At 60.2% G+C, this 25,822-nt stretch carries 26 protein-coding genes and 1 tRNA gene; all 27 read left to right on the top strand.

The features are described 5' to 3' along the window. Positions 1-67 precede the first annotated feature (67 nt). Positions 68-340 carry a 30S ribosomal protein S15 gene (gene rpsO, locus P3T18_RS35530; protein ID WP_011487489.1) on the top strand — a complete coding sequence of 91 codons (273 nt, stop codon included), beginning with the start codon at positions 68-70 and terminating at the stop codon, positions 338-340. A gap of 354 nt (positions 341-694) precedes the next feature. Next, positions 695-2,842, top strand: a complete 2,148-nt coding sequence (gene pnp / locus P3T18_RS35525) for a polyribonucleotide nucleotidyltransferase (RefSeq protein WP_429304629.1) — start codon at positions 695-697, stop codon at positions 2,840-2,842. Between the two features lie 183 nt (positions 2,843-3,025). Further along, entirely contained in the window at positions 3,026-4,042 is a 1,017-nt protein-coding gene (locus P3T18_RS35520) for an NAD(P)H-quinone oxidoreductase (protein WP_429304628.1), read from the top strand. Positions 4,043-4,187: 145 nt separating this feature from the next. Further along, a complete protein-coding gene (gene tpiA, locus P3T18_RS35515) occupies positions 4,188-4,967 on the top strand; it encodes a triose-phosphate isomerase (RefSeq protein WP_429304627.1) in 780 nt (259 codons plus the stop codon). 82 nt (positions 4,968-5,049) lie between these two features. Continuing rightward, positions 5,050-5,427 carry a preprotein translocase subunit SecG gene (gene secG / locus P3T18_RS35510; protein WP_429304626.1) on the top strand — a complete coding sequence of 126 codons (378 nt, stop codon included), beginning with the start codon at positions 5,050-5,052 and terminating at the stop codon, positions 5,425-5,427. A gap of 113 nt (positions 5,428-5,540) precedes the next feature. After that, positions 5,541-5,625, top strand: a tRNA-Leu gene (locus tag P3T18_RS35505). Positions 5,626-5,774: 149 nt separating this feature from the next. Continuing rightward, positions 5,775-6,134: an NADH-quinone oxidoreductase subunit A gene (locus tag P3T18_RS35500; RefSeq protein WP_013339872.1), complete on the top strand. Its 360-nt coding sequence runs from the start codon at positions 5,775-5,777 to the stop codon at positions 6,132-6,134. Between the two features lie 63 nt (positions 6,135-6,197). Then, positions 6,198-6,677 carry a NuoB/complex I 20 kDa subunit family protein gene (locus P3T18_RS35495; protein WP_006052903.1) on the top strand — a complete coding sequence of 160 codons (480 nt, stop codon included), beginning with the start codon at positions 6,198-6,200 and terminating at the stop codon, positions 6,675-6,677. Between the two features lie 20 nt (positions 6,678-6,697). Then, the gene (locus P3T18_RS35490; protein WP_429304625.1) at positions 6,698-7,300 is read left to right on the top strand and encodes an NADH-quinone oxidoreductase subunit C; all 603 of its coding nucleotides are present in this window, start codon (positions 6,698-6,700) and stop codon (positions 7,298-7,300) included. 9 nt (positions 7,301-7,309) lie between these two features. Next, entirely contained in the window at positions 7,310-8,563 is a 1,254-nt protein-coding gene (locus P3T18_RS35485) for an NADH-quinone oxidoreductase subunit D (protein ID WP_429304624.1), read from the top strand. Between the two features lie 131 nt (positions 8,564-8,694). Further along, complete coding sequence (nuoE, locus tag P3T18_RS35480) at positions 8,695-9,180, top strand: NADH-quinone oxidoreductase subunit NuoE (protein ID WP_429304623.1); 486 nt, start codon at positions 8,695-8,697, stop codon at positions 9,178-9,180. After that, positions 9,177-10,505, top strand: coding sequence for an NADH-quinone oxidoreductase subunit NuoF (nuoF, locus tag P3T18_RS35475; RefSeq protein ID WP_429304622.1), 1,329 nt, complete (start codon positions 9,177-9,179; stop codon positions 10,503-10,505). Before nuoE ends, nuoF begins: the two co-directional genes overlap by 4 nt. 134 nt (positions 10,506-10,639) lie before the next feature. Further along, positions 10,640-12,973, top strand: coding sequence for an NADH-quinone oxidoreductase subunit NuoG (gene nuoG, locus P3T18_RS35470; protein WP_429304621.1), 2,334 nt, complete (start codon positions 10,640-10,642; stop codon positions 12,971-12,973). Then, positions 12,974-14,038 carry an NADH-quinone oxidoreductase subunit NuoH gene (gene nuoH, locus P3T18_RS35465; RefSeq protein ID WP_429304620.1) on the top strand — a complete coding sequence of 355 codons (1,065 nt, stop codon included), beginning with the start codon at positions 12,974-12,976 and terminating at the stop codon, positions 14,036-14,038. It abuts the gene before it with no gap. A 15-nt stretch (positions 14,039-14,053) separates the two neighbouring features. Continuing rightward, on the top strand, positions 14,054-14,542 hold the full coding sequence (gene nuoI / locus P3T18_RS35460; RefSeq protein ID WP_429304619.1) for an NADH-quinone oxidoreductase subunit NuoI: 489 nt from the start codon (positions 14,054-14,056) through the stop codon (positions 14,540-14,542). Between the two features lie 144 nt (positions 14,543-14,686). Next, positions 14,687-15,373 carry an NADH-quinone oxidoreductase subunit J gene (locus P3T18_RS35455; protein WP_429304618.1) on the top strand — a complete coding sequence of 229 codons (687 nt, stop codon included), beginning with the start codon at positions 14,687-14,689 and terminating at the stop codon, positions 15,371-15,373. Positions 15,374-15,393: 20 nt separating this feature from the next. Then, complete coding sequence (gene nuoK, locus P3T18_RS35450; RefSeq protein ID WP_006052894.1) at positions 15,394-15,699, top strand: NADH-quinone oxidoreductase subunit NuoK; 306 nt, start codon at positions 15,394-15,396, stop codon at positions 15,697-15,699. 17 nt (positions 15,700-15,716) lie between these two features. Continuing rightward, positions 15,717-17,789 (top strand): NADH-quinone oxidoreductase subunit L, encoded by a 2,073-nt coding sequence (nuoL, locus tag P3T18_RS35445; protein WP_429304617.1) that lies wholly within the window; start codon positions 15,717-15,719, stop codon positions 17,787-17,789. 14 nt (positions 17,790-17,803) lie between these two features. Continuing rightward, positions 17,804-19,294 carry an NADH-quinone oxidoreductase subunit M gene (locus P3T18_RS35440; RefSeq protein WP_429304616.1) on the top strand — a complete coding sequence of 497 codons (1,491 nt, stop codon included), beginning with the start codon at positions 17,804-17,806 and terminating at the stop codon, positions 19,292-19,294. Between the two features lie 25 nt (positions 19,295-19,319). Next, on the top strand, positions 19,320-20,792 hold the full coding sequence (gene nuoN / locus P3T18_RS35435; RefSeq protein WP_429304615.1) for an NADH-quinone oxidoreductase subunit NuoN: 1,473 nt from the start codon (positions 19,320-19,322) through the stop codon (positions 20,790-20,792). After that, the gene (locus P3T18_RS35430; RefSeq protein ID WP_429304614.1) at positions 20,792-21,088 is read left to right on the top strand and encodes a DUF2818 family protein; all 297 of its coding nucleotides are present in this window, start codon (positions 20,792-20,794) and stop codon (positions 21,086-21,088) included. Before nuoN ends, P3T18_RS35430 begins: the two co-directional genes overlap by 1 nt. A 42-nt stretch (positions 21,089-21,130) precedes the next feature. Next, the gene (locus P3T18_RS35425; protein WP_429304613.1) at positions 21,131-21,715 is read left to right on the top strand and encodes an NUDIX domain-containing protein; all 585 of its coding nucleotides are present in this window, start codon (positions 21,131-21,133) and stop codon (positions 21,713-21,715) included. A gap of 270 nt (positions 21,716-21,985) precedes the next feature. Next, positions 21,986-22,231, top strand: a complete 246-nt coding sequence (locus tag P3T18_RS35420) for a hypothetical protein (RefSeq protein WP_429304612.1) — start codon at positions 21,986-21,988, stop codon at positions 22,229-22,231. A 52-nt stretch (positions 22,232-22,283) separates the two neighbouring features. Beyond that, positions 22,284-22,808 carry a helix-turn-helix transcriptional regulator gene (locus P3T18_RS35415; RefSeq protein ID WP_429304611.1) on the top strand — a complete coding sequence of 175 codons (525 nt, stop codon included), beginning with the start codon at positions 22,284-22,286 and terminating at the stop codon, positions 22,806-22,808. A gap of 192 nt (positions 22,809-23,000) precedes the next feature. Continuing rightward, positions 23,001-23,426 carry a DUF1178 family protein gene (locus P3T18_RS35410; RefSeq protein ID WP_429304610.1) on the top strand — a complete coding sequence of 142 codons (426 nt, stop codon included), beginning with the start codon at positions 23,001-23,003 and terminating at the stop codon, positions 23,424-23,426. A 49-nt stretch (positions 23,427-23,475) separates the two neighbouring features. Next, a complete protein-coding gene (locus tag P3T18_RS35405) occupies positions 23,476-24,672 on the top strand; it encodes an acyl-CoA dehydrogenase family protein (RefSeq protein WP_429304609.1) in 1,197 nt (398 codons plus the stop codon). Between the two features lie 10 nt (positions 24,673-24,682). Further along, positions 24,683-25,810, top strand: a complete 1,128-nt coding sequence (locus tag P3T18_RS35400) for an acyl-CoA dehydrogenase family protein (protein ID WP_429304608.1) — start codon at positions 24,683-24,685, stop codon at positions 25,808-25,810. Positions 25,811-25,822: the final 12 nt, after the last annotated feature.

Here is a 25,822-nt window from a genome sequence, read left to right as displayed (position 1 = left end):
CACATCGGGTAACCCACGGCACGGCCTTTCTTCCGTGACCGCCTGTCTAGTTCTTAAGGAAATCGACATGTCCGCAGTTGAAACAAGCAAGAAGTCCGAAGTCGTTGCGCAATTCGCACGCGCAGCTAACGACACCGGCTCCCCCGAAGTTCAGGTCGCGCTGCTCACGACCCGTATCAACGAACTGACCGTTCACTTCAAGGCACACACGAAGGATCACCACAGCCGCCGCGGTCTGCTGCGCATGGTGAGCCGCCGTCGTAAGCTGCTCGACTACCTGAAGGGTAAGGACGCGGATCGTTACCGCGCACTGATCGAGAAGCTGGGTCTGCGTAAGTAATCGGCCAGTCGTTCAGCAAGATGCCTGTGTCAGTTCCACTGATACAGGCATTTTGTTTTTGCGCGGTGCGCTTCATGTGATGCGCATCGTCCGGCGGCCGCAGTAGCGTGACGATTCATGTAGCGGCCTCGGGAAAGCAGCAAAAAAGCAGCAGCAACAGGCAGCAAAACAGCAGTAAAAAAGGAAATGCGGCCGGGCTTCAGGGCAGAGCTTTGTGTCATTCCAGCGGTTCGCGCGCGTACATCACGTAGGGCGTGGTTCTCTGGAATGGCATAACACTACTCTTCCATGCGGCGCCGGTCCTGGCGTTGCCGCGCCGCTTCTGTCCGCGCGGCATTACGAAGAGGAAAAGCAATGACTATGTTCAATAAGATCGTCAAAGAATTTCAGTGGGGACAGCATAAGGTCCGCCTCGAAACGGGCGAAATCGCTCGTCAGGCGAGCGGTGCGGTGATCGTCGACGTCGAAGACACCGTCGTGCTGGCAACCGTGGTCGGCGCCAAGACCGCCAAGCCGGGTCAGGACTTTTTCCCGCTGACGGTCGATTACCTCGAAAAAACCTACGCCGCCGGCAAGATCCCGGGTGGCTTCTTCCGCCGTGAAGGCCGTCCGTCGGAAGGCGAAACGCTGATCTCGCGCCTGATCGATCGTCCGCTGCGTCCGCTGTTCCCGGAAGGTTTCTACAACGAAGTCCAGGTCGTCATTCACGTCCTGTCGCTGAACCCGGAAGTTCCTGCCGACATCCCCGCGCTGATCGGCGCGTCGGCAGCGCTCGCCGTGTCCGGTCTGCCGTTCAACGGCCCGGTCGGTGCAGCACGCGTGGCGTACATCAACAACGAATACGTGTTGAACCCGACGCGTCCGCAAATGAAGGAATCGGCGCTGGACCTGATCGTCGCCGGTACGGAACGCGCGGTGCTGATGGTCGAATCCGAAGCACAGCAACTGACCGAAGAAGTCATGCTCGGCGCAGTGGTGTTCGGTCACGAACAGATGCAGATCGCGATCAACGCGATTCACGAACTGGTCAGCGAAGGCGGCAAGCCTGAGTGGGACTGGCAGCCGGCAGCGAAGAACGAGCCGCTGATCGCGCGCGTGACGGAATTGGCGCAGGCGAACCTGCTCGCCGCTTACCAGATTCGCGACAAGCAAGCCCGTTCGACCAAGCTGAAGGAAGTCTACGCAGCAACGTCGAAGTCGCTGGAAGAAGACGCCGCGGCGGCCGGTACGGTTGCAGCGGACAAGGCCACGGTCGGCAACGTGCTGTTCGATATCGAAGCAAAGATCGTCCGTTCGCAGATCCTGAACGGCGAGCCGCGTATCGACGGCCGCGACACGCGCACCGTTCGTCCGATCGAAATCCGTACCGGCGTGTTGCCGCGTACGCACGGTTCGGCACTCTTCACGCGTGGCGAAACGCAGGCGCTGGTGGTGGCAACGCTCGGCACGAAGGGCGACGAGCAGAACATCGACGCGCTCGAAGGCGAATACCGCGAGCGCTTCATGCTCCACTACAACATGCCTCCGTTCGCAACCGGCGAAACCGGCCGCGTCGGTTCGCCGAAGCGCCGTGAAATCGGTCACGGCCGTCTCGCCAAGCGCGCGCTGGCTGCATGCCTGCCGAGCGCAGACGAATTCGGCTACTCGATTCGCGTCGTGTCGGAAATCACGGAATCGAACGGTTCTTCGTCGATGGCTTCGGTGTGCGGCGGCTGCCTCGCACTGATGGACGCCGGCGTGCCGATGAAGGCGCACGTCGCCGGCATCGCGATGGGCCTGATTCTCGAAGGCAACAAGTTTGCCGTGCTGACCGACATCCTCGGCGACGAAGATCACCTCGGCGACATGGACTTCAAGGTAGCGGGTACGGAACAAGGCGTGACCGCGCTGCAGATGGACATCAAGATCCAGGGCATCACCAAGGAAATCATGCAGGTCGCTCTCGCGCAAGCGAAGGAAGGCCGTATGCACATCCTGGGCAAGATGACCTCGGCTGTGTCGGGCGCGAACACGGTGCTGTCGGACTACGCACCGCGCATGATCACCATCAAGATCAACCCGGAAAAAATCCGTGACGTGATCGGCAAGGGTGGTTCGGTGATCCGCGCGCTGACCGAAGAAACCGGCACGACGATCGATATTTCGGACGACGGCGTCGTCACCATCGCCAGCACGAGCAGCGAAGGGATGGCCGAAGCGAAGAAGCGTATCGAGAACATCACGCTGGAAGTCGAAGTGGGTCAGGTCTACGAAGGCACGGTGCTCAAGCTGCTCGATTTCGGCGCGATCGTGAACATCCTGCCGGGCAAGGACGGTCTGCTGCACATCTCCGAAATCGCCAACGAGCGTATCAAGGACATCAACGACTACCTGAAGGACGGCCAGCAAGTGAAGGTCAAGGTCATCCAGACGGACGAAAAGGGCCGCGTGCGTTTGTCGGCCAAGGCGTTGCTGAACGAAGGCACAAACGGCGCGCCGCAAGGCGAACCGACGCCGCAGTAATGCGGTAGCAGGACGAACGGCCGGTAGCGCATATGCGTGCCGGCCGTTTTTCATGCAGGATGGATTGTGTTGCGTGCACGCCTTTCGAGTGCGTGTCGTGATTGCGATGTGTGTTTGGTTTATCGTGCATGGCGGCCGTCAATCAGCGGCAGGCAACCCAATCCAATCTTGGAGTTGACGCAGATGAAAGCGATCGAAATCACCGAATTCGGAGCGCCAGAGGTCCTGAAGCTGGCGGAGCGGCCGACGCCGCAGCCGAAAGCAGGCGAAGTGCTGATCAAGGTGGCGGCTTCGGGCATCAATCGTCCAGACGTGTTTCAGCGCAAGGGCGGTTATGCGCCGCCGCCGGGCGCGTCGGACCTGCCGGGGCTAGAGGTGGCGGGTGAAATCGTCGGCGGTACGATCGACGAGAAGAACAATCCGTTCGGCCTGAAAATCGGCGATCGCGTGTGCGCGTTGCTGGCAGGCGGCGGTTACGCCGAATACGCGGTCGCACCGCTGTTGCAATGCCTGCCGGTGCCGGTGGGGTTGTCCGACGTCGAGGCGGCATCGCTGCCCGAAACTTTTTTCACGGTCTGGAGCAATGTTTTCGACCGCGCTAGACTCGGTCAGGGCGAGGGCGCGCCGAACGAAACCTTGCTGGTTCAGGGTGGTTCGAGCGGTATCGGCGTGACGGCCATCCAGATTGCGCATGCGCTCGGTTTTCGCGTCTTCGCTACCGCGGGCTCGGACGAAAAATGCCGCGCGTGCGAAGCGCTCGGTGCCGAGCGCGCGATCAACTATAAAACCGAGGATTTCGTCGAAGTCATCAAGTCGTTGACCAACGATCGTGGCGTGGACGTCATTCTCGACATGGTGGCGGGCAGCTATGTGCCGCGCGAACTCACGGCACTCGCCGACGGCGGCCGCATCGTCCTGATTGCGCTGCTTGGCGGCGCCAAAGCAGAGCTGAATCTGAATGAAGTGCTGCGTCGACGCCTGACTGTTACGGGTTCGACCTTGCGTCCGCGGCCCGTCGAATTCAAGGCAAAGATTGCGGCGCAGTTGAAAGAGCGCGTCTGGCCGCATCTCGAAGACGGTCGGATCAAGCCGGTCATACACCGTGTGTTCCCGGCGGCGCAGGCGGCCGAAGCGCATACGTTGATGGAGAGCAGCACGCATGTCGGGAAGATCGTTCTGAGCTGGGGTCAGGACGCTTGAGGCGGTCGGTTTGACACGGCCGGTTTGACCCGATCCACCCCACGCAGTAAAATTGCGCGTTTTGCGCACGCCGCGTGAATCCGAAAGGCGGACTGAGGGCGCAAGTTGGCGCATACAACGTCCGCCGCCAAGACAAGACGAGACGATGTCGAAACAACGAGCCAAGCTGGTAATCGGGAACTGGAAGATGCACGGGCGCCTCGCCGAGAACGCTGCGCTGTTGCAGGCAGTGGCGCAGGGGGCAGCCGGATTGCCGGCGGAAGTGGGTGTCGGCGTGTGCGTGCCGAGTCCGTATCTCGCGCAAACGCAGTCGTTACTCGAGGGCGGCCGCGTCCTGTGGGGCGTGCAGGATGTTTCGGCATTTACGCACGGTGCCTACACGGGTGAAGTGGCTGCGCCCATGGTGGTGGATTTCGGCGCGTCGCTTTCGATCGTCGGGCATTCTGAGCGTCGCGCGTACCATCGCGAAAGCGCCGAGCTCGTGGCGGTCAAGACGCAGCGTGCATTGGAAGCAGGTTTGACGCCGGTCGTCTGCGTAGGCGAGACGCTCGAAGAGCGCGAGGCCGGTTCCACGGAGCAGGTAGTCGGCGACCAGTTGGATGCTGTGCTGGTCAAGCTGTCCGAGGCTGAAGCGGCGCGTATCGTCGTTGCCTACGAGCCGGTCTGGGCGATCGGCACGGGCCAGAGCGCCACGTCGGATCAAGCGCAGGCGGTTCATGCGTTCCTGCGTTCACGGCTCACGGCAAAAGGCGCAGCAGTGGCGGATGTGCCGCTGCTGTACGGTGGTAGCGTAAAGCCGGACAATGCGGAAGAGTTGTTCCGTCAACCGGATATCGACGGCGGCCTGATCGGCGGCGCGTCGTTGAAAGCGCAGGATTTTCTGGCGATCTGCAAAGCGGCGGCTGCAACGAGCGTCGTCAGCTAAGCAGGGTGCGCCGGCAAGGATAGCCCCATTCCGCGCGGCACACATTGTGTGGCGCGGTTAAATAAAGAATCAGGTGAGTGTGATGCTGTATTTGAAAACTTTGATTATCGTCGTTCAGTTGCTGTCGGCACTTGGGGTCATTGGCCTTGTCTTGTTGCAGCACGGCAAAGGTGCCGATATGGGCGCTGCTTTTGGTAGCGGCGCGTCCGGCAGTCTGTTCGGCGCAACCGGCTCGGCAAACTTTTTGTCGCGTACAACGGCGGTCCTCGCGGCCGTGTTTTTTGTCACTACTTTGACGCTGACTTATCTCGGCGCATATCGTTCGAAGCCTTCCGCAGGTGTGCTGGGCGCGGCTGTGACCGCTCCGGTTGCTGCATCGGCTGCGTCTGCGCCGGTGGGTGGTTCGGCTGCGCTGGCGGCATCGGCTGCGTCCGTTCCCGCTACCGACGTGCCGAAATAAATTTTCGTCGAAAGTGCCTTTTGTGCGTTGAACAAACTGTTTAAACCAGTTACAATTCAAGTCTTGAAGCGATTCGCGGGTTTTACAAGTTGTTTTCCCGGATTGCAGTTAGTGCCGACGTGGTGAAATTGGTAGACACGCTATCTTGAGGGGGTAGTGGCGAAAGCTGTGCGAGTTCGAGTCTCGCCGTCGGCACCAAATGTTATCTAAATGCCAGCCGCTTGCTTCGCTTCGGCTGGCATTTTCACTTCTGGATCGCTGTTTGCGTTGTGCGTGTCCCGAAGTGAATTCGCGTCAAGAGTGCTATGCTCTTGGCGGCACTCAGAACCAACCGATTGAGGATAGTCTTGAACCTCGCAGCCTATTTCCCCGTCTTGTTGTTCCTCGTTGTGGGCACCGGTTTAGGCGTAGCACTGGTCAGTATCGGCAAGATCCTCGGTCCGAATAAGCCCGATACCGAGAAAAACGCACCGTACGAGTGCGGCTTCGAAGCATTCGAAGATGCGCGCATGAAGTTCGATGTGCGCTATTACCTCGTCGCCATTCTTTTCATCATCTTCGACCTTGAAACCGCGTTCCTGTTCCCGTGGGGTGTGGCCCTGCGCGACATTGGCTGGCCGGGCTTCATGGCGATGATGATTTTCCTGCTCGAGTTCCTGCTTGGCTTTGCCTATATCTGGAAGAAGGGCGGCCTCGACTGGGAATGATGGTTTAATCGCCGGTTTGCGTGGGTGGCCAAGGCTTGCCGCCCCGTCTGGAGTGGAAAGCAAATGAGTATCGAAGGGGTCTTGAAGGAAGGGTTTGTCACCACTACGGCTGATAAACTGATCAACTGGACGCGCACTGGCTCCTTGTGGCCGATGACGTTCGGTCTTGCGTGCTGCGCGGTCGAGATGATGCATGCGGGTGCTGCCCGTTATGACCTCGACCGTTTTGGCGTGGTGTTTCGTCCGAGTCCGCGTCAGTCGGACGTGATGATCGTCGCTGGCACGCTGTGCAACAAGATGGCGCCGGCTCTGCGCAAGGTCTACGATCAGATGGCCGAGCCGCGCTGGGTGATCTCGATGGGCTCGTGCGCGAACGGCGGCGGCTACTACCATTATTCTTACTCGGTGGTGCGCGGTTGCGATCGGATCGTGCCGGTCGACGTCTATGTGCCGGGTTGTCCGCCAACTGCTGAAGCGCTGGTGTACGGCGTGATCCAGTTGCAGGCGAAGATCCGCCGGACCAATACAATCGCCCGTCAATAAGGCCAAAGCCACCCCACAATATGGCAAGCAAACTCGAGACCCTGAAAGCGAACCTCGAGGCGGCCTTTGGCGGCCTCCTGCTGAGCACTACCGAAGCTATCGGTGAGTTGACGATCGTCGTCAAGGCTGGCGACTACCTCAACGTGGCAACGCGTCTGCGTGACGACCGCACTCTCGGTTTCGAGCAGTTGGTCGATCTGTGTGGCGTCGACTACCAAACTTACGCCGATGGCGCTTACGACGGTCCGCGTTTCGCGGCCGTTCTGCATTTGTTGTCGGTGCAGAACAACTGGCGTCTGCGTCTGCGCGTGTTCGCTCCGGACGACGAAGTGCCGATCGTCCCCTCGGTTGTCGATATCTGGAATTCGGCCAACTGGTACGAGCGCGAAGCGTTCGACCTCTACGGCATCGTCTTCGAAGGCCACCCCGACCTGCGCCGCATCCTGACCGATTACGGTTTCATTGGTCACCCGTTCCGTAAAGATTTCCCTGTCTCCGGTTACGTCGAAATGCGTTACGACCCGGAAGAAAAGCGCGTCGTCTATCAGCCTGTGACGATCGAGCCGCGGGAAATCACGCCGCGCGTGATCCGCGAAGATCGCTATGGCGGTCTGAAACACTAAGAGAACGCCATGGCAGAGATCAAGAACTACACGCTCAATTTCGGTCCTCAGCACCCGGCTGCGCACGGCGTGCTGCGCCTCGTGCTCGAGCTCGACGGCGAAGTCATCCAGCGCGCCGATCCGCATATCGGTCTGCTGCATCGTGCTACGGAGAAGCTCGCCGAAACGAAGACGTTCATTCAGTCCGTGCCGTACATGGATCGTCTCGACTACGTGTCGATGATGGTCAACGAGCACGGTTACGTGATGGCAATCGAGAAGCTGCTCGGCATCGAAGTGCCGGAGCGCGCGAAGTACATTCGCGTCATGTTCGACGAAGTCACGCGCGTGCTGAACCACCTGATGTGGATCGGCGCTCACGCGCTCGACGTTGGCGCGATGGCGGTGTTTCTGTATGCGTTCCGCGAGCGTGAAGATTTGATGGACGTGTACGAGGCCGTGTCGGGCGCGCGCATGCACGCGGCTTACTATCGTCCGGGTGGCGTGTATCGCGATCTGCCCGACGCCATGCCGCAGTACAAGGCTTCGAAGATTCGCAATGCGAAGGCTTTGTCGAAGATGAACGAAACCCGTCAGGGTTCGCTGCTCGACTTCATCGACGACTTCTTCACGCGCTTTCCGAATTGTGTCGACGAATATGAAACGCTGCTTACCGACAACCGCATCTGGAAGCAGCGGCTGGTCGGCATCGGCGTGGTGTCGCCGGAGCGCGCGCTGAACCTCGGGATGACCGGCGCCATGCTGCGCGGTTCGGGTATCGAGTGGGATCTGCGCAAGAAGCAACCGTACGAAGTTTACGACAAGCTGGATTTCGATATCCCAGTTGGCGTGAATGGCGATTGCTACGACCGCTACCTGGTTCGCGTCGAAGAAATGCGGCAATCCACGCGTATCGTGAAACAGTGCATTGAGTGGCTGCGTAAGAATCCTGGCCCTGTGATGATCGACAATCACAAGATTGCGCCGCCGTCGCGAGTTGGCATGAAGTCGAACATGGAAGAGCTGATCCACCACTTCAAGCTTTTCACCGAAGGCTTCCATGTGCCCGAAGGCGAAGCGTACGCGGCGGTCGAGCACCCGAAGGGCGAGTTCGGCATCTATCTGATCTCGGACGGTGCAAACAAGCCGTACCGTTTGAAGATTCGCGCGCCGGGCTATGCGCACCTGTCCACGCTCGATGAAATGGCGCGCGGTCACATGATCGCCGACGCCGTGACGATCATCGGTACGCAGGACATAGTGTTCGGCGAAGTGGATCGCTAGGACGTATTCATCGGCGCGTGTCTTCAGGTTGCACCGAAGCGCGCGTCAAGCAAAGGAACGCCGGGTCTGTCGCAGCACGAAGTGAGCGGCGGGTTTTCGTTCGGTAGGAATTGAAAGAGTCGTGTCTGAAAATGATCTCAGCTGAAGGCCTGAAAGAAATCGATCGTGCGATCGCGAAGTATCCCGCCGATCAGAAACAGTCCGCCGTGATGTCGGCGCTGGCTACTGCTCAGGAAGAGCATGGCTGGCTGTCGCCCGAACTCATGCAGTTCGTCGCGGACTATCTCGGCATGCCGGCAGTCGCCGTGCAGGAGGTTGCAACCTTCTACACGATGTATGAGACCTCGCCGGTCGGCAAGCACAAGATCACGCTCTGTACGAACCTGCCGTGCCAACTCGGCCCGGACGGAGGCGCCGACAGCGCCGCTGAATATCTGAAGAAGAAGCTCGGCATCGACTTCGGCGAAACCACGCCCGACGGCAAATTCACGCTCAAGGAAGGTGAGTGCATGGGTTCGTGCGGCGACGCGCCGGTGATGCTGGTGAACAACCATCGCATGTGCAGCTTCATGAGCCGCGAGAAGATCGACCAGCTGCTCGAGGAACTTTCGAAATGACGTCTTTACACGATCGTCACATCAAACCGCTGATTCTCGCCGGCCTGAACGGCGACAACTGGCATCTCGAAGACTATGTGGCGCGCGGCGGTTACGCCCAGCTGCGTCGCATTCTCGAAGAAAAAATTCCGCCCGAGCAGGTGATCGCCGACGTCAAGGCGTCGGGTTTGCGTGGACGCGGCGGTGCGGGCTTTCCGACCGGTTTGAAGTGGAGCTTCATGCCGCGTCAATTCCCGGGACAAAAATATCTCGTCTGCAATTCGGACGAGGGTGAACCGGGTACGTTCAAAGACCGCGACATCCTGCGCTTCAATCCGCATTCGCTGATCGAAGGCATGGCCATTGGCGCATACGCCATGGGCATTACGGTCGGCTACAACTATATCCACGGCGAAATCTGGGAAGTCTACAAACGCTTCGAAGCAGCGTTGGACGAAGCTCGCCGTGCAGGGTTCCTCGGCGAAAACATCATGGGTTCGGGCTTTTCGTTCGAACTGCATGCGCACCACGGTTACGGCGCCTACATCTGTGGCGAAGAAACCGCGTTGCTCGAATCGCTGGAAGGCAAGAAAGGTCAGCCGCGCTTCAAGCCGCCGTTCCCGGCGAGCTTCGGCGTGTACGGCAAGCCGACCACGATCAACAACACCGAAACGTTCGCTGCCGTGCCGTTCCTGCTGGCAGTCGGTCCGCAGAATTACCTCGAAATCGGCAAGCCGAATAACGGTGGCACCAAGATTTTCTCGGTGTCGGGTGACGTCGAGCGTCCGGGCAACTACGAAATTCCGCTCGGTACGCCGTTCGCGACCCTGCTGGACCTCGCCGGCGGCATGCGCGGCGGCAAGAAGATCAAGGCGGTGATTCCTGGTGGTTCGTCGGCTCCGGTGATTCCGGGCGAGATGATGATGAACACCGACATGGACTACGACTCGATCGCCAAGGCCGGTTCGATGCTGGGTTCGGGCGCGGTGATCGTCATGGACGAAACGCGCTGCATGGTGCGCTCGCTGTTGCGTCTGTCGTACTTCTATTACGAAGAGTCGTGCGGTCAATGCACGCCTTGCCGTGAAGGTACGGGCTGGCTGTATCGCGTCGTGCACCGCATCGAACACGGGCTTGGCCGTCCGGAAGATCTGGACCTGCTGAACTCGGTCGCCGAGAACATCATGGGCCGCACGATTTGCGCGCTCGGCGACGCAGCGGCCATGCCGGTTCGCGGCATGCTCAAGCACTACTGGGACGAATTCGAATACCACGTCGCGCACAAGCATTGCCAGGTCGGCGGTCACGCCGGCGCGGCGGCAGCTTCGGAAACAGTGGCTGCCTGAGCACGTAACCGGTAACGCGCCAGACGCGCGAAACTGCGCGCATCAGAACACGTCATCCGCAGGATTCATTGCCGCCAACAGGCGATGATCCGGCGAGCGATTGAGCGGTAACAGGTTAAGGAAGATTGACCATCATGGTTGAACTTGAAATAGACGGCAAGAAAGTAGAGGTGCCTGAAGGCAGCATGGTGATCCAGGCTGCGCATAAGGTCGACACGTACATTCCTCACTTCTGCTATCACAAGAAGCTGTCGATTGCGGCCAATTGCCGGATGTGTCTGGTCGATGTCGAGAAGATGCCGAAGGCCGTGCCTGCATGCGCCACGCCGGTGTCGAACGGCATGATCGTGCGCACCAAGTCGGACAAGGCGGTGAAAGGCCAGCAAGCCGTGATGGAATTCCTGCTGATCAACCATCCGCTGGATTGCCCGATTTGCGATCAGGGCGGTGAGTGTCAGTTGCAGGATCTGGCCGTGGGCTACGGCAAGTCGGCGTCGCGCTATAGCGAAGAAAAGCGCGTGGTGTTCCACAAGAACGTCGGTCCGCTGATCTCGATGGAAGAGATGTCGCGTTGCATTCACTGCACGCGTTGCGTCCGTTTCGGTCAGGAGGTGGCCGGCGTGATGGAACTCGGCATGCTGGGCCGCGGCGAGCACTCGGAAATTACGTCCTTCGTCGGCAAGACGGTGGATTCGGAAATGTCGGGCAACATGATCGATCTGTGCCCGGTCGGCGCGTTGACCAGCAAGCCGTTCCGCTACAGCGCCCGCACGTGGGAATTGTCGCGTCGCAAGTCGGTGAGCCCGCACGATTCCGTCGGCGCAAACCTCGTGGTGCAAGTGAAGAACAACCGCGTCATGCGTGTTCTGCCGTTCGAAAACGAATCCATCAACGAATGCTGGATTTCGGACAAGGACCGCTTCTCGTACGAAAGCCTGAACAGCCCGGAACGTCTCACGCAGCCGATGCTCAAGCAGGGCGGCAAGTGGATCGAAACCGACTGGCAATCTGCGCTGGAATACGTCGTCAAGGGACTGAAGGGCATCAAGGGCGATCACGGTGCAAGCGCGCTGGCCGCTCTGGGTAGCGCTCACAGCACGGTCGAAGAACTGTTTTTGCTGAAGCAACTGGCGCAAGCGGTCGGCACGCCGAACGTCGACTTCCGTCTGCGTCAATCCGATTTCTCCGCGCCGGTGAATGGCGCGCCGTGGCTCGGCACCGCGATTGCCAACCTGTCGAATCTCGATTCCGCGCTGGTGATCGGCTCCGACTTGCGTCGCGATCACCCGCTGTTTGCCGCGCGTCTGCGTCAGGCTGCGAAGAACGGCACGAAGCTCACGCTGGTGCAAGCCACTAACGACGACGCCTTGATCCCGCAAGCGCAACGCGTGGTCGCCGCGCCGTCGGCATGGCTCGACGCGCTGGCTGGTATTGCCGGCGCTGTGTCGGAGTCGAAGGGTGTTGCGTTGCCGGAGGCTTTTGGCGGCACGCAGCCGAACGACGCCGACCGTCAGGTCGCGAAATCGCTGGTCACCGGCGAACAACGTGTGGTTCTGCTAGGCAACGGCGCGGTACGTCATCCGGACTTCGCCGCGATTCATGCCGCTGCGCAGTGGATCGCCGAAGCAACGGGCGCGACGCTCGGCTTCCTGAGCGAAGCAGCCAACACCGTGGGCGCGCATCTGGTGAACGCGTTGCCGGGCGAGGGCGGTCTGAACGCTCGCGAAGTATTCGAACAACCGCGTAAGGGCTATGTCCTGCTCAACGTCGAACCTGAGTTCGACACGGCTAATCCGGCGCAAGCGCTGGCTGTCTTGAAGCAGGCTGAGATGGTCGTCGTGATGTCGCCGTTCCAGACCGGTGCCGACTACGCCGACGTATTGCTGCCGATCGCGCCGTTCACGGAAACGGCAGGCACGTTCGTCAACGCCGAGGGTACGGTGCAGACGTTCAACGGTGTCGTGCGTCCGCTGGGCGATACGCGTCCCGCATGGAAGGTCTTGCGCGTGCTGGGCAGCCTGCTCGGTCTGCCGGGCTTCGAATTCGACACGGCAGAAGAAGTGCGCGCGGCCGCTCTGGGCGACGGCGAACTGACAACGCGTCTGTCGAACAAGACGGGTGCAACGGTTGTGCGCGGCAAATTGACGAAGGCCGCGGAAGGCAAGTTCGAGCGTATCGCCGACGTGCCGATCTATCACGCCGATTCGATGGTGCGTCGTGCGGAATCGCTGCATCTCACGGCAGCGGCGCGCGTCGCGAACTCGGTCGGTCTGCCGGCCGGGCTGTTCGACAAGCTGGGTTTGAAAGCGGGCGACGCCGTGCGCGTTCGTCAGGGCGAGCAATCGGTGCAGTTGCCGGCCGTGCGCGACGCGAATCTTGCGGAGACGGTCGTCCGCGTGTCGGCGGCTACGCCAGCCGGTGCGGCGTTGGGCAGCCTGTTCGGTGAACTGGTGGTGGAGAAGGCGTAAATGAGCTTGTTCGATACGATCAACTCGGGCGGCACCCAGCTTCTCGGTGTGGCATGGCCCACGGTGTGGGCACTCGTGCGCATCCTGGTGGTGGCCGTCGTGATCCTGCTGTGCGTGGCTTACCTGATTCTTTGGGAACGTAAGCTGATCGGCTGGATGCACGTGCGTCTCGGCCCGAACCGCGTCGGCCCGGCCGGTTTGCTGCAGCCTATCGCCGACGTGCTGAAGCTGTTGCTGAAGGAAGTGATTCAGCCGGCGCAAGCCAGCCGCTGGATCTACATGATCGCGCCGATCATGGTGGTGGTGCCGGCGTTCGCGGTCTGGGCGGTGATTCCGTTCCAGGCTGGCGCAGTGCTCGGCGACATCAACGCCGGTCTGCTGTACGCCATGGCAATTTCGTCGATCGGCGTGTACGGCGTGATTCTGGCGGGCTGGGCGTCGAACTCGAAGTACGCCTTCCTCGGCGCGATGCGCGCGGCCGCACAGATGGTCTCGTACGAAATTTCGATGGGCTTCGCGCTGGTCGTGGTGCTCATGACGGCCGGTACGCTGAACCTGTCGGGCATCGTCGGTTCGCAGGAGCACGGCTTCTTCGCCTCGCACGGCCTGAACTTCCTGTCGTGGAACTGGCTGCCGCTGCTGCCGATGTTCGTCGTGTACTTCATCTCGGGCATCGCCGAAACGAACCGTCACCCGTTCGACGTGGTGGAAGGTGAGTCGGAAATCGTCGCGGGCCACATGATCGATTACTCGGGTATGGCGTTCGCGCTGTTCTTCCTCGCCGAGTACATCAACATGATCGTCATCTCGGCATTGGCTGCAACCTTGTTCCTTGGCGGCTGGAGCGCACCGTTCGGCTTCCTGTCGTTTGTCCCGGGCATCGTATGGCTCGTCGCCAAGGTTTTCTTCCTGTTGTCGGTGTTCATCTGGGTGCGTGCTACGTTTCCGCGCTATCGCTACGACCAGATCATGCGTCTGGGCTGGAAGGTTTTCATCCCGGTCTGCGTGGTGTGGCTGATAGTGGTCGGCTTCTGGATCATGTCGCCGTTGAACATCTGGAAATAAAGGGCGGATGAACCCATGACCGCAATCCAAAATTTTTTCAAGACCTTCTTTCTGACGGAACTGCTGAAGGGCCTCGCGTTGACGGGACGTTATACGTTCCAGCGCAAGGTGACCGTGCAGTTCCCGGAAGAGAAGACCCCGATCTCGCCGCGTTTCCGCGGTCTGCATGCGCTGCGCCGTTATGAAAACGGCGAAGAGCGCTGCATCGCCTGCAAGCTGTGCGAGGCAGTGTGCCCGGCGCTCGCGATCACGATCGAATCGGAAACGCGTGCGGACAATACGCGCCGTACCACGCGTTACGACATCGACCTCACCAAGTGCATCTTCTGCGGTTTCTGCGAAGAAAGCTGCCCGGTCGATTCGATCGTCGAAACGCACATCCTCGAATATCACGGTGAAAAGCGCGGCGACCTGTATTTCACGAAAGAAATGCTGCTGGCCGTCGGCGATCGCTATGAATCGGAAATCGCTGCAAACAAGGCAGCAGACGCACCGTATCGTTGAAGCGGTAAATGCAGCAGTAATACGGCCTGTTGTCGGGCCGGACGCCACGGCCTGAACGCCGCGGCACGGCGCACCTGTGGCGGTTTTGCCGCACACGTGCCAAAGAACAATGCCTGACGATGGCCTAACGATGAACCGGTAATCATGGAATTCACGACCGTACTGTTCTACATCTTCGCGCTGCTCCTGGTGGTTTCAGGGCTGAAGGTGATCACCTCGCGCAACCCGGTTTCGTCCGCACTCTTTCTGGTGCTGGCGTTCTTCAACGCAGCCGCCATCTGGATGCTGCTGCAAGCCGAGTTCCTCGCGATCCTGCTGGTGCTGGTCTACGTCGGCGCGGTGATGGTGCTGTTCCTGTTCGTGGTGATGATGCTGGACATCAACATCGACGTGCTGCGCAAAGACTTCAAGCGCTTCGTGCCGATGGCGACGGTGGTCGGCGCGATCATCGTGATCGAGACCGCGCTGATTCTGTGGCACGGCTACGGCGCGACCGCCACGGCGCTGCGTGACACCACGGCAGCGGCGAACGGCATGGGCGACTGGTCGAACACGCGCCTGATCGGCAAGATCATCTACACCGATTACATCTTTGCGTTCGAAGTAGCCGGCCTCGTGCTGCTGGTCGCAATCATCGCGGCAATCGCACTGACTACGAGCCACAAGAAGGACAGCAAGCGTCAGACGGTCAGCGAGCAGGTGAAGGTGCGTGCTCAGGACCGCGTACGCGTGGTGAAGATGGCGTCGGAAAAGACCGCGGCAACTGTCGCGGCAGAAGAAGCTGCCGCGGCGGCAGCGGCGGCCGACTCGGCACCTGCTAAAAACAGCTGAGCGGACAGGAGATAGATATCATGTTGACCCTTGCTCATTACCTCGTCCTCGGTGCGATCCTGTTTGCGATCAGCATCGTCGGCATTTTCCTGAACCGTCGCAACGTCATCATCATCCTGATGGCGATCGAATTGATGCTGCTGGCGGTGAACACCAATTTCGTCGCCTTCTCGCATTACCTCGGTGACGTGCATGGGCAGATCTTCGTTTTCTTCGTGCTGACGGTTGCGGCAGCCGAAGCGGCGATTGGCCTCGCAATTCTGGTGACCCTGTTCCGTAGCCTCGACACGATCAATGTCGAGGATCTCGATCAGCTCAAAGGTTAATTTCAGGTAAAGCGGTTATGTCAACGACACTCAATGAAAACCTGCTGCTGGCGATCCCGCTGGCACCGCTGGCCGGCTCCCTGATTGCGGGCCTTTTCGGAAAAGCGGTGGGGCGAGCGGGCGCGCACTCCGTCACGATCCTCGGCGTCGCGATCTCGTTCATTCTTTCGGCCATCGTCTTTTTCGATGTGCTGAACGGCGCGAGTTTCAACGCGACCGTCTATGAATGGATGACGATCGGCAAGTCGAAGTTCGAGATTGGTTTCCTGGTCGATTCGCTGACCGCGATGATGATGTGCGTGGTGACCTTTGTGTCGCTGATGGTGCACATCTACACGATCGGCTACATGTCCGACGACGACGGCTACCAGCGCTTCTTCTCGTACATCTCGCTGTTCACGTTCTCGATGTTGATGCTCGTGATGAGCAACAACTTCCTGCAACTGTTCTTCGGCTGGGAAGCGGTGGGTCTGGTGTCGTACCTGCTGATCGGCTTCTACTTCACGCGCCCCACTGCGATCTACGCCAACATGAAGGCGTTCATCGTCAACCGCGTCGGCGACTTCGGTTTCCTGCTCGGCATCGGCCTGCTGTTCGCGTTCGCAGGTTCGATGAACTACGGCGACGTCTTCGCGAAGCGTACCGAACTGGCGGCGTTGACTTTCCCCGGCACGGATTGGGGTCTGTTGACGGTATCGTGCATTTGCCTGTTCATCGGCGCGATGGGTAAGTCGGCGCAGTTCCCGCTGCACGTCTGGCTGCCCGATTCGATGGAAGGCCCGACGCCGATCTCCGCACTGATTCACGCGGCAACCATGGTGACGGCCGGTATCTTCATGGTCACGCGTATGTCGCCGCTGTTCGAACTGTCGGACACGGCGCTGTCGTTCATCACGGTTATCGGTGCGATCACCGCGCTGTTCATGGGCTTCCTCGGGATCGTCCAGAACGACATCAAGCGGGTGGTGGCTTACTCCACGCTCTCGCAACTCGGCTACATGACGGTCGCGCTCGGCGTGTCCGCTTATCCGGTTGCGGTGTTCCACCTGACCACGCACGCGTTCTTCAAGGCGCTGCTGTTCCTCGGCGCGGGTTCGGTGATCATGGGCATGCACCACGATCAGGACATGCGCAACATGGGCGGCCTGCGCAAGTACATGCCGATTACCTGGATCACCTCGTTGATCGGTTCGCTGGCACTGATCGGTACGCCGTTCTTCTCCGGCTTCTATTCGAAAGACTCGATCATCGACGCCGTGAAGCTCTCGCATCTGCCGGGCTCGGGCTTCGCGTATTTCGCGGTGGTGGCGAGCGTGTTCGTTACTGCGCTGTATTCGTTCCGTATGTACTTCATGGTGTTCCACGGCAAGGAGCGCTTCCGTGGTCCGAAGCATCCGGAATCGCCGATGGGCATCGAAGCCGCAGCGCATGCACATGACGCTCATGGTCACGACGCGCATGGCCACGGCCATGGTCACGACGACCACGCTCACGAACCGCACGAAACGCCGTGGGTGGTGTGGGTGCCGCTGGTGCTGCTCGCCATTCCGTCGATCGTGATCGGCGCGATCGGTATCGGCCCGATGCTGTACGGCGATTTCTTCCAGCATGGCGTGGCGTTCGACAAGGTGATCTTCATCGGCGAGAACCATCCTGCGCTGCATGAAATGGCCGAAGAATTCCAGGGCTGGGCGTCGATGGGCCTGCACTCGGTTTCGGGCCTGCCGGTGTGGCTGGCACTCGCGGGTGTCATGGTCGCGTGGTTCCTGTATCTGGTTCGTCCCGATCTGCCGGCGGTTATCAAGCGCGCGGCCGGTCCGATCTACACGTTGCTCGATAACAAGTACTACATGGACAAGATCAACGAAATCGTGTTTGCGCGCGGTGCGGTGGCAATCGGCCGTGGTCTCTGGAAGGAAGGCGACGTGGTGGTCATCGACGGCATCGTCAACGGTAGCGCGCGCTTCATCGGCTGGTTTGCCGGCGTGATCCGCTTCCTGCAGTCGGGCTATATCTACCACTACGCGTTTGCCATGATTATCGGCATGCTGGGGCTCCTGACCCTGTTTGTAACGCTCGGCGGCAAATAAGGCGAGGGATACTAATGCACGCTTATCCGATTCTCAGTATCGCGATCTGGTTACCGATCCTCGTAGGTCTGCTGGTTCTGGCTATCGGTTCCGACCGGAACCCGGCTCCGGCGCGTTGGATCGCGCTGATCGGCTCGGTCGTCAGCTTCATCGTGACGATCCCGCTGATCACCGGTTTTGATTCGAGCACGGCCGATCTGCAGTTCGTTGAAAAGGCGAACTGGATCGAGCGCTTCAACATTACGTATCACCTCGGCGTCGACGGTATTTCGATGTGGTTCGTCGTGCTGACCGCGCTGATCACGGTGATCGTCGTGATCGCGGCATGGGAAGTGATTACGAAGAACGTTGCGCAGTACCTCGCTGCGTTCCTGATTCTCTCGGGAATCATGGTTGGCGTGTTCAGCTCGGCCGACGGCATGCTGTTCTACGTGTTCTTCGAAGCGACGCTGATCCCGATGTACATCATCATCGGTGTGTGGGGCGGGGCGAACCGCGTGTATGCGGCGTTCAAGTTCTTCCTGTACACGCTGATGGGTTCGCTGCTGATGCTGGTTGCGTTGCTCTATCTGTACATCCAGACCGGCACGTTCGATCTGGCTACGTGGCAGAACGCGCAGATCGGTATGACGCCGCAAGTGCTGCTATTCATTGCGTTCTTCATGGCGTTCGCCGTGAAGGTGCCGATGTGGCCGGTTCACACGTGGTTGCCCGATGCGCACGTGGAAGCGCCGACGGGCGGCTCGGTGGTGCTGGCCGCCATCATGCTGAAACTCGGCGCGTACGGTTTCCTGCGGTTTTCGATGCCCATCGCTCCCGATGCCAGCCACTTTCTCGCGCCGGTCGTCATTACGCTGTCGCTGGTCGCGGTGATCTACATCGGTCTGGTCGCGATGGTGCAGGCCGACATGAAGAAGCTGGTGGCGTATTCGTCGATCGCGCACATGGGTTTCGTGACGCTCGGCTTCTTTATCTTCAATCAACTCGGCGTCGAAGGCGCGATCGTGCAGATGATCTCGCACGGCTTCGTGTCGGGCGCGATGTTCCTGAGCATCGGCGTGTTGTACGACCGTATGCACTCGCGTCAGATCGCCGATTACGGCGGCGTCGTGAACGTCATGCCGAAGTTCGCTGCGTTCGTGATGCTGTTCTCGATGGCGAACTGCGGCCTGCCGGGCACCTCCGGTTTCGTCGGCGAGTTCATGGTGATTCTGGCGGCAGTGCAGTACAACTTCTGGATTGCCGGCGGCGCTGCCGTCACGCTGATTCTCGGCGCGGCCTACACGCTGTGGATGTACAAGCGGGTGTACTTCGGCGCGATCGTCAACGATCACGTGAAGAGCCTGCTGGACATCAATCGCCGCGAGTTTTTCATGCTGGCAGTGCTTGCTGCACTGACGCTGTTCATGGGCCTGTATCCGAAGCCCTTTACCGATGTGATGCACGTATCCGTGGAAAACCTCCTCTCCCACGTTGCGCAGTCGAAGCTGCCGTTGCCACAGTAATGTAGAGCGGAGGAATTTAAAGATCATGCAAAACGCCCCTATGACTGCCCTGTTACCTGACGCACTGGTGATGCTCGCCGTTGTCGTCGCGTGGCTCAACGACACGTTCGTCGGCCAGGCCGGTCGCCGCACCACGTATTTCATCGCCTTCGTTTCGACGGTCGTCGCCGGTATCTGGTTCGCGTTCAACGCGTTCGATCCGCAAGTGCGCTACTACTTCGGGCACATGTACGTCGTCGACTCGTTCGGCAGCGTGATGAAAGCGGTGGTGACGCTCGGTTACGCGGTGTCGATCGTCTATTCGCGTCGTTATCTCGAAGACCGCGGCCTGTTCCGCGGCGAGTTCTTCCTGCTGGGAATGTTCTCGCTGCTCGGTCAACTCGTGATGATCTCGGGCAACAATTTCCTGACGCTGTATCTGGGTCTGGAACTGATGTCGCTGTCGCTGTATGCGGTGATCGCGCTGCGTCGCGAAGTGCCGCAGTCGAACGAAGCGGCCATGAAGTACTACGTGCTCGGCGCGCTGGCTTCCGGTTTCCTGCTGTACGGCATCTCGATGCTGTATGGCGCGACCGGTTCGCTCGACCTGAACGAAGTGTTCAAGGCGATCGGCACGAGCCACTACGACCCGAGCGTTCTGCTGTTCGGCGTGATCTTCATCGTGGCAGGGGTTGCGTTCAAGATGGGCGCGGTGCCGTTCCACATGTGGGTGCCTGACGTGTATCAGGGCGCACCGACTGCAATGACGCTGATCGTGGGCGGCGGCCCGAAGGTGGCGGCATTTGCGTGGGGCCTGCGCTTCCTCGTGATGGGCCTGCTGCCGCTGGCAGTGGAATGGCAGCAGATGCTGGTGATCCTCGCCGCGCTGTCGCTGATCGTCGGCAACATCACCGGTATCGTGCAACGCAACGTCAAGCGCATGCTCGCGTACTCGGCCATCTCGAACATGGGCTTCGTGCTGCTCGGGTTGCTCGCTGGTGTCGTCGACAGCAAGACTGCCGGCGCGGCCAACGCGTATGGCTCGGCGATGTATTACAGCATCGTCTACCTGATCACCACGATGGGTACGTTCGGCGTCATCATGCTGCTAGCGCGCCGTGACTTCGAAGCGGACACGCTCGAAGACTTCAAGGGCCTGAATCAACGCAGCCCGGTTTTCGCGTTCGTGATGATGGTGATGATGTTCTCGCTCGCCGGCATTCCGCCCGCGGTCGGTTTCTATGCCAAGCTCGCCGTACTGCAGGCAACCATGAACGCCGGTTTGACGTGGCTGACCGTGCTGGCCGTGATCACGTCCCTGTTCGGCGCGTTCTACTACCTGCGTATCGTGAAGCTGATGTACTTCGACGAGCCGCAAGACAAATCGCCGATCGTCGCCGACACGAGCACGCGTGCTTTGCTGGCGGTGAACGGTGTGGCCGTGCTGGTGCTCGGTATCGTCCCCGATCCGCTGTTGAAGGCCTGTCTGCAGGCGATCCAGCACACGCTGCTGCTCTGATGTCGGCGGCGGGTTGGTTTATCGTGCTGTTGGCGCTGGTCGGCGCCAACCTGCCGTTTCTGAATCAGCGCCTCTTCGCCGCCGTACCGTTGAAAGCGGCGAGGAAGAGCGCCTGGATCCGGATCGCCGAATTGATCGTGTTGTACTTCGTGGTCGGCGCGCTCGGTTTTCTGCTTGAAGCACGCGCGGGTAACCGCTTCGAGCAGGGCTGGCAGTTTTACGCCATCACCTTCGCGCTGTTCATCGTATTCGCGTTTCCCGGCTTCACTTTCCAGTATCTCGTCAAACGCCGCTGACGGCGTCTCGCCGTCGCGCACCAAGCTGTCCTGAGGTCGCACATGGCTGAACTCCCCGATCACGACGCTGCGCTCACCGAGACATGTCTCGAGAGCAAAACGATCCATCAAGGACCGTTTCTTACGCTCAAGTGTGACACCGTTCGTTTGCCCGATGGCAAACAGGCCACGCGCGAATATGTCCAGCATCCGGGCGCCGTGATGGTGATCCCGCTTTTCGACGACGGCCGCGTGTTGCTGGAGAGCCAGTACCGCTACCCGATGGGCAAGGTGATGGTGGAGTACCCAGCGGGCAAGCTCGATCCCAATGAAGGTGCGCTCGCGTGTGCCAAACGCGAATTGCGAGAGGAAACAGGCTATACGGCGCGCGAGTACGTTTATCTGACGCGAATCCACCCGATCATTTCCTACTCGACGGAATTCATCGATATTTACCTGGCGCGCGGCCTGACAGCCGGTGAGCGGAAGCTCGACGAAGGCGAGTTTCTCGAACTGTTTACGGCGAACGTCGCGGATGTACTCGAATGGGTGCGCACCGGCAAGATCACGGATGTGAAAACGGTGATCGGCACGTTCTGGCTGGAGAAAATGTTGTCGGGCGCGTGGCCGACTGCCGCACCCGAATAGTCGTCGTCAAGCCTTTAAAAAGCCCTTGGTGGTCCATGACCACCAAGGGCTTTTTTGCGTTCTGCGGTAGCCATTCCTAACGGCGCTGCGCTCGTCCTATGCCATCCGACAGTCTCGCGGACGGATCCCCACATCTCTAGTATCGATGTCCAGTCTCGCGAATCGGGCATGCGTGTCGCTGGCCGACGCAGCCGAGGTCGACGGTGATTTTTGATGAATCAGGTTGTCGATTGACAACCTGATTGGAGTGGATTAAATTGGAGGCCTTAGATGGTGCGCGGAACACACGCCAAAAAAGAAGTGGAAGAAGCGCTGTCGTATGCGGAGAGCCTGGGTTGGCGCGTCCTAAGTGGTGGCAAAGGTCACGCATGGGGAAGGATCTACTGTCCGTATAACGAAGCAGATTGTCGCTGTGGCGAGTTTTGCATTGCGAGCGTCTGGAGCACGCCGAAAAACCCCGGCAATCACGCCAGACATTTGCGGCGCATTGTCGAGAATTGCACGGCTCGGCGCTAGGGATCATGCCCGGCACGACGGGCACGAAGCAGAACGAAAGTGGGAGTAGCTCATGGAATATGTATTCACCCTGAAATACCGTCTTGCAGCAGAAGACAGCGATCTCGACGCGATTGTCGAGCGGCTGGGCGAGGCGGGGTGTGATGACGCAACGATCGGTGTCGGCCAACCGGGACGGATGGCGCTGGTTTTCACGCGCGAAGGCGTGTCCGCGTTCGAGGCACTGATTAGCGCGCTCGAAGACATCAAGCGGGTGGTGCCGTCGGCGCGGCTTGTCGAAGCCGGCCCCGACTTCGTCGGCCTCACAGACGTCGCGGAGCTGGCCGGCGTCACGCGGCAGAACATGCGCAAACTGATGCTGAGTCACGCAATCGACTTCCCGCCGCCCGTTCACGAGGGCAGTGCTTCGGTCTGGCATCTTTCAGATATTCTGGGCTGGCTCACCGCACGCGGTGGCTACGACATCAAGCCCGATGTGCTCGACATTGCGGAATCGGCAAAGCAGATCAATCTTGCAAAGCAGGCGCGCGAACTGGTACCGACGCTGGATCGTCAGCTTCAGGCTCTGGTTGCATAGCGTCGCGCAACGGTAGGCGCTCACAGAACAGGAATTCGGCCGTCGGCAGGCTATTCTGCAAAGCGTTAGAATCGCCCACCGCGTCCAATTCGATTTGGACGTTCGGCGTCGACGGGTCGTTGATGAAATTTACGAACGACCGTTCACAAATTTACGTTTTGCGCTAAACTGGCACGCAAGCCCTGATTCCACATGAAGGTCCTCGATTTACAGTGTCCGCATGGCCATCGGTTCGAAGGTTGGTTCGCTTCGGCTGATGACTTCGAGTCGCAGCAGTCCCGCAAGCTCGTCGAATGTCCGATCTGCGGTGCGAATGAAGTGAGCCGTTTGCCGTCGGCGCCCCGGCTGAATCTGTCGGGTGCAACCGGCGCCAAAGCCCCGGCGGAAGCGGGAGATAGCCAGGCGCGCCTGATGCGCGCGTTGCGCGAGGTACTGGAAAAGACCGAGAACGTGGGCGACCGCTTCGCCGAGGAAGCGCGGCGCATTCACTACAACGAAGCGCCGGCTCGCAATATTCGTGGCGTAACAACGCCCGAAGATGCGCGAGCCTTGGTCGAAGAAGGCATCGAAGTGATGCCGCTGCCGGTCCCGGCTGCCCTGAAAGAACCGCTGCAATAGCGCAGTCGGGCTTCTGGCGGCGGGTGGTAGCGGCCAGGAGACACGACGCATGAATCTGGACTACTCTTCCGCCGACGAGGCCTTCCGCGCCGACGTCCGTGCCTGGCTCGAAGCGAACCTGCCTCGCGAGCTGAGCCACAAAGTACTCAATCACAAACGTCTCGACCGGGATGACTTCGCGAGCTGGCACAAGTTGCTGGGCACGCGAGGCTGGTCGGTCGTCGCGTGGCCGAAAGAATATGGCGGCCCGGGTTGGGACGCGACGCAGCGCCATATCTGGGACGAAGAGTGCGCACGCGTCGGCGCACCGTCGGTGTTGCCGTTCGGTGTGTCGATGGTGGCGCCCGTGTTGATGAAATACGGTAGCGAGGCGCAAAAACGCCACTACCTGCCGCGCATTCTCGACGGTAGCGACTGGTGGTGCCAGGGCTACTCCGAGCCAGGCTCCGGCTCCGACCTCGCTTCGTTGCGCACGCGCGCCGAGCGCGTCGGCGATCACTACGTGGTCAACGGACAAAAAACCTGGACGACGCTCGGGCAGTACGCCGACATGATGTTCTGCCTCGTGCGCACCGACAGCGGCGCGAAGAAGCAGGAAGGTATCTCGTTCCTCTTGATCGACATGAAAACGCCCGGTATCACCGTGCGCCCGATCATCACGCTCGACGAAGATCACGAAGTCAACGAAGTCTTTTTCGAAGACGTGAAGGTGCCGCTGGAGAATCTGGTCGGCGAGGAAAATCGCGGCTGGACTTATGCCAAGTACCTGCTCGGACACGAGCGCACGGGAATCGCGCGTGTCGGTCAGTCTAAACGCGAACTCGTATTTCTCAAGCGTCTGGCGCTGAATCAGAAAAAGAATGGCAAGCCGCTGCTGGAAGACCCGGTATTCGCCGCGAAGATCGCGAGTCTCGAGATCGAATTGATGGCGCTCGAGGTCACCGTGCAGCGCGTCGTGGCCAATGAAACTGGCGGCCGCGGGCCCGGTCCGGAAGCGTCGATGCTCAAGATCAAGGGCACGGAAGTGCAGCAATGGCTCACGGAGTTGATGTTCGAAGCGGTCGGTCCGCTTGGCGCGCCGTTCGACGTGCCGTTCCTGGAAGGCCAGAGCGAGCACAGTCTCGCGGGCGACGACGATGCCGCCCCGCTGGCGGCCTACTACTTCAACTTCCGTAAGACGTCGATTTACGGCGGCTCGAACGAAATTCAAAAGAACATCATCGCGCAGATGATTCTGGGTCTTTGAGGAGCGGCGCATGGACTTCAATTTCAACGAAGAGCAACAGCAATTCGCCGACGCGCTGCGCCGCTATCTGGACAAGAGCTATGGCTTCGAGGCTCGCCAGGCGATCGTCAGATCGGAAACCGGCATTTCAGACACGCATTGGGCCGCCTTCACGGAACTCGGCCTGACGGCATTGCCGGTGCCCGAGGCGCAAGGCGGCTTCAACGGCAGCCCGATCGACATGCTGGTCGTCATGCAGGAGTTGGGCCGCGCGCTGGTGGTCGAGCCGTATTGGGCGACGTCGGTCGGCATCGAAGCGCTGCGGCTGGCCGGGTCGGGCGCCGGCGAAGACGCGGCCTTGCTCGAACGTGCGGCGCAGGGTGAACTCAGGCTGGCGGTGGCGTTTCACGAGCCGCATGCGCGCTACGACCTGTTTGCCGTCGAGACGTCGGTGAAGGGCGAGGAAGGCAGGCAAACGCTCAGCGGTACGAAGTCGGTCGTGTTGCACGGTGCGCAAGCCGATTTCTGGATCGTGCCGGCGCGATTGAATGGCGAGATCGCGCTGTTTGTCGTGGCGCGCGACGCGGCGGGCGTCGAGGTCACGGACTACCGCACCATCGACGGACAACGCGCGGCGACGCTCGAGTTCAGCGAGACGCCGGCGCGTCGGCTGGCGGGGCGGCATGCCGGTGCGGCCGCGCTCGAACACATCGCGGATTACGGCACGCTGTTGTTGTGCGCCGAGGCCGTCGGCGCGCTCGACGCGTTGAATCACGCCACTGTCGAGTACACAAAAACGCGTCAGCAATTCGGCCAGCCGATTGCGCGTTTCCAGGCCTTGCAACATCGCATGGTCGAGATGCTGATTCATGCCGAGCAGGCACGTTCGCTCACTTACCTGGCCGCGATGCGCTACAGCAGTACGGATGCCGACGAGCGTCGTCGCGCGGTGTCGGCGGCCAAGGTACGGGTCGGGCAGGCCGCGCGATTCGTCGGTCAGCAAGCCGTCCAACTGCACGGCGGGATGGGCGTGACTAACGAGGTCGCAGCCGCGCATCTCTTCAAGCGTCTCGCTATCATCGAAACGACCTTGGGCGATGTCGATCACCATCTCGCGCGTTTTGCCGCGCTGCCTGGGTTTGCCGTCGCCGAAGTCTGATCTCTGTTCGAA

Origin of the sequence: Paraburkholderia sp. GAS199, from assembly GCF_050436585.1 — a bacterium.
GTDB lineage: Bacteria > Pseudomonadota > Gammaproteobacteria > Burkholderiales > Burkholderiaceae > Paraburkholderia.
The sequence above is the reverse complement of the archived record's forward strand: the minus strand, read 5'-3'. Positions and strand labels throughout refer to the sequence as shown.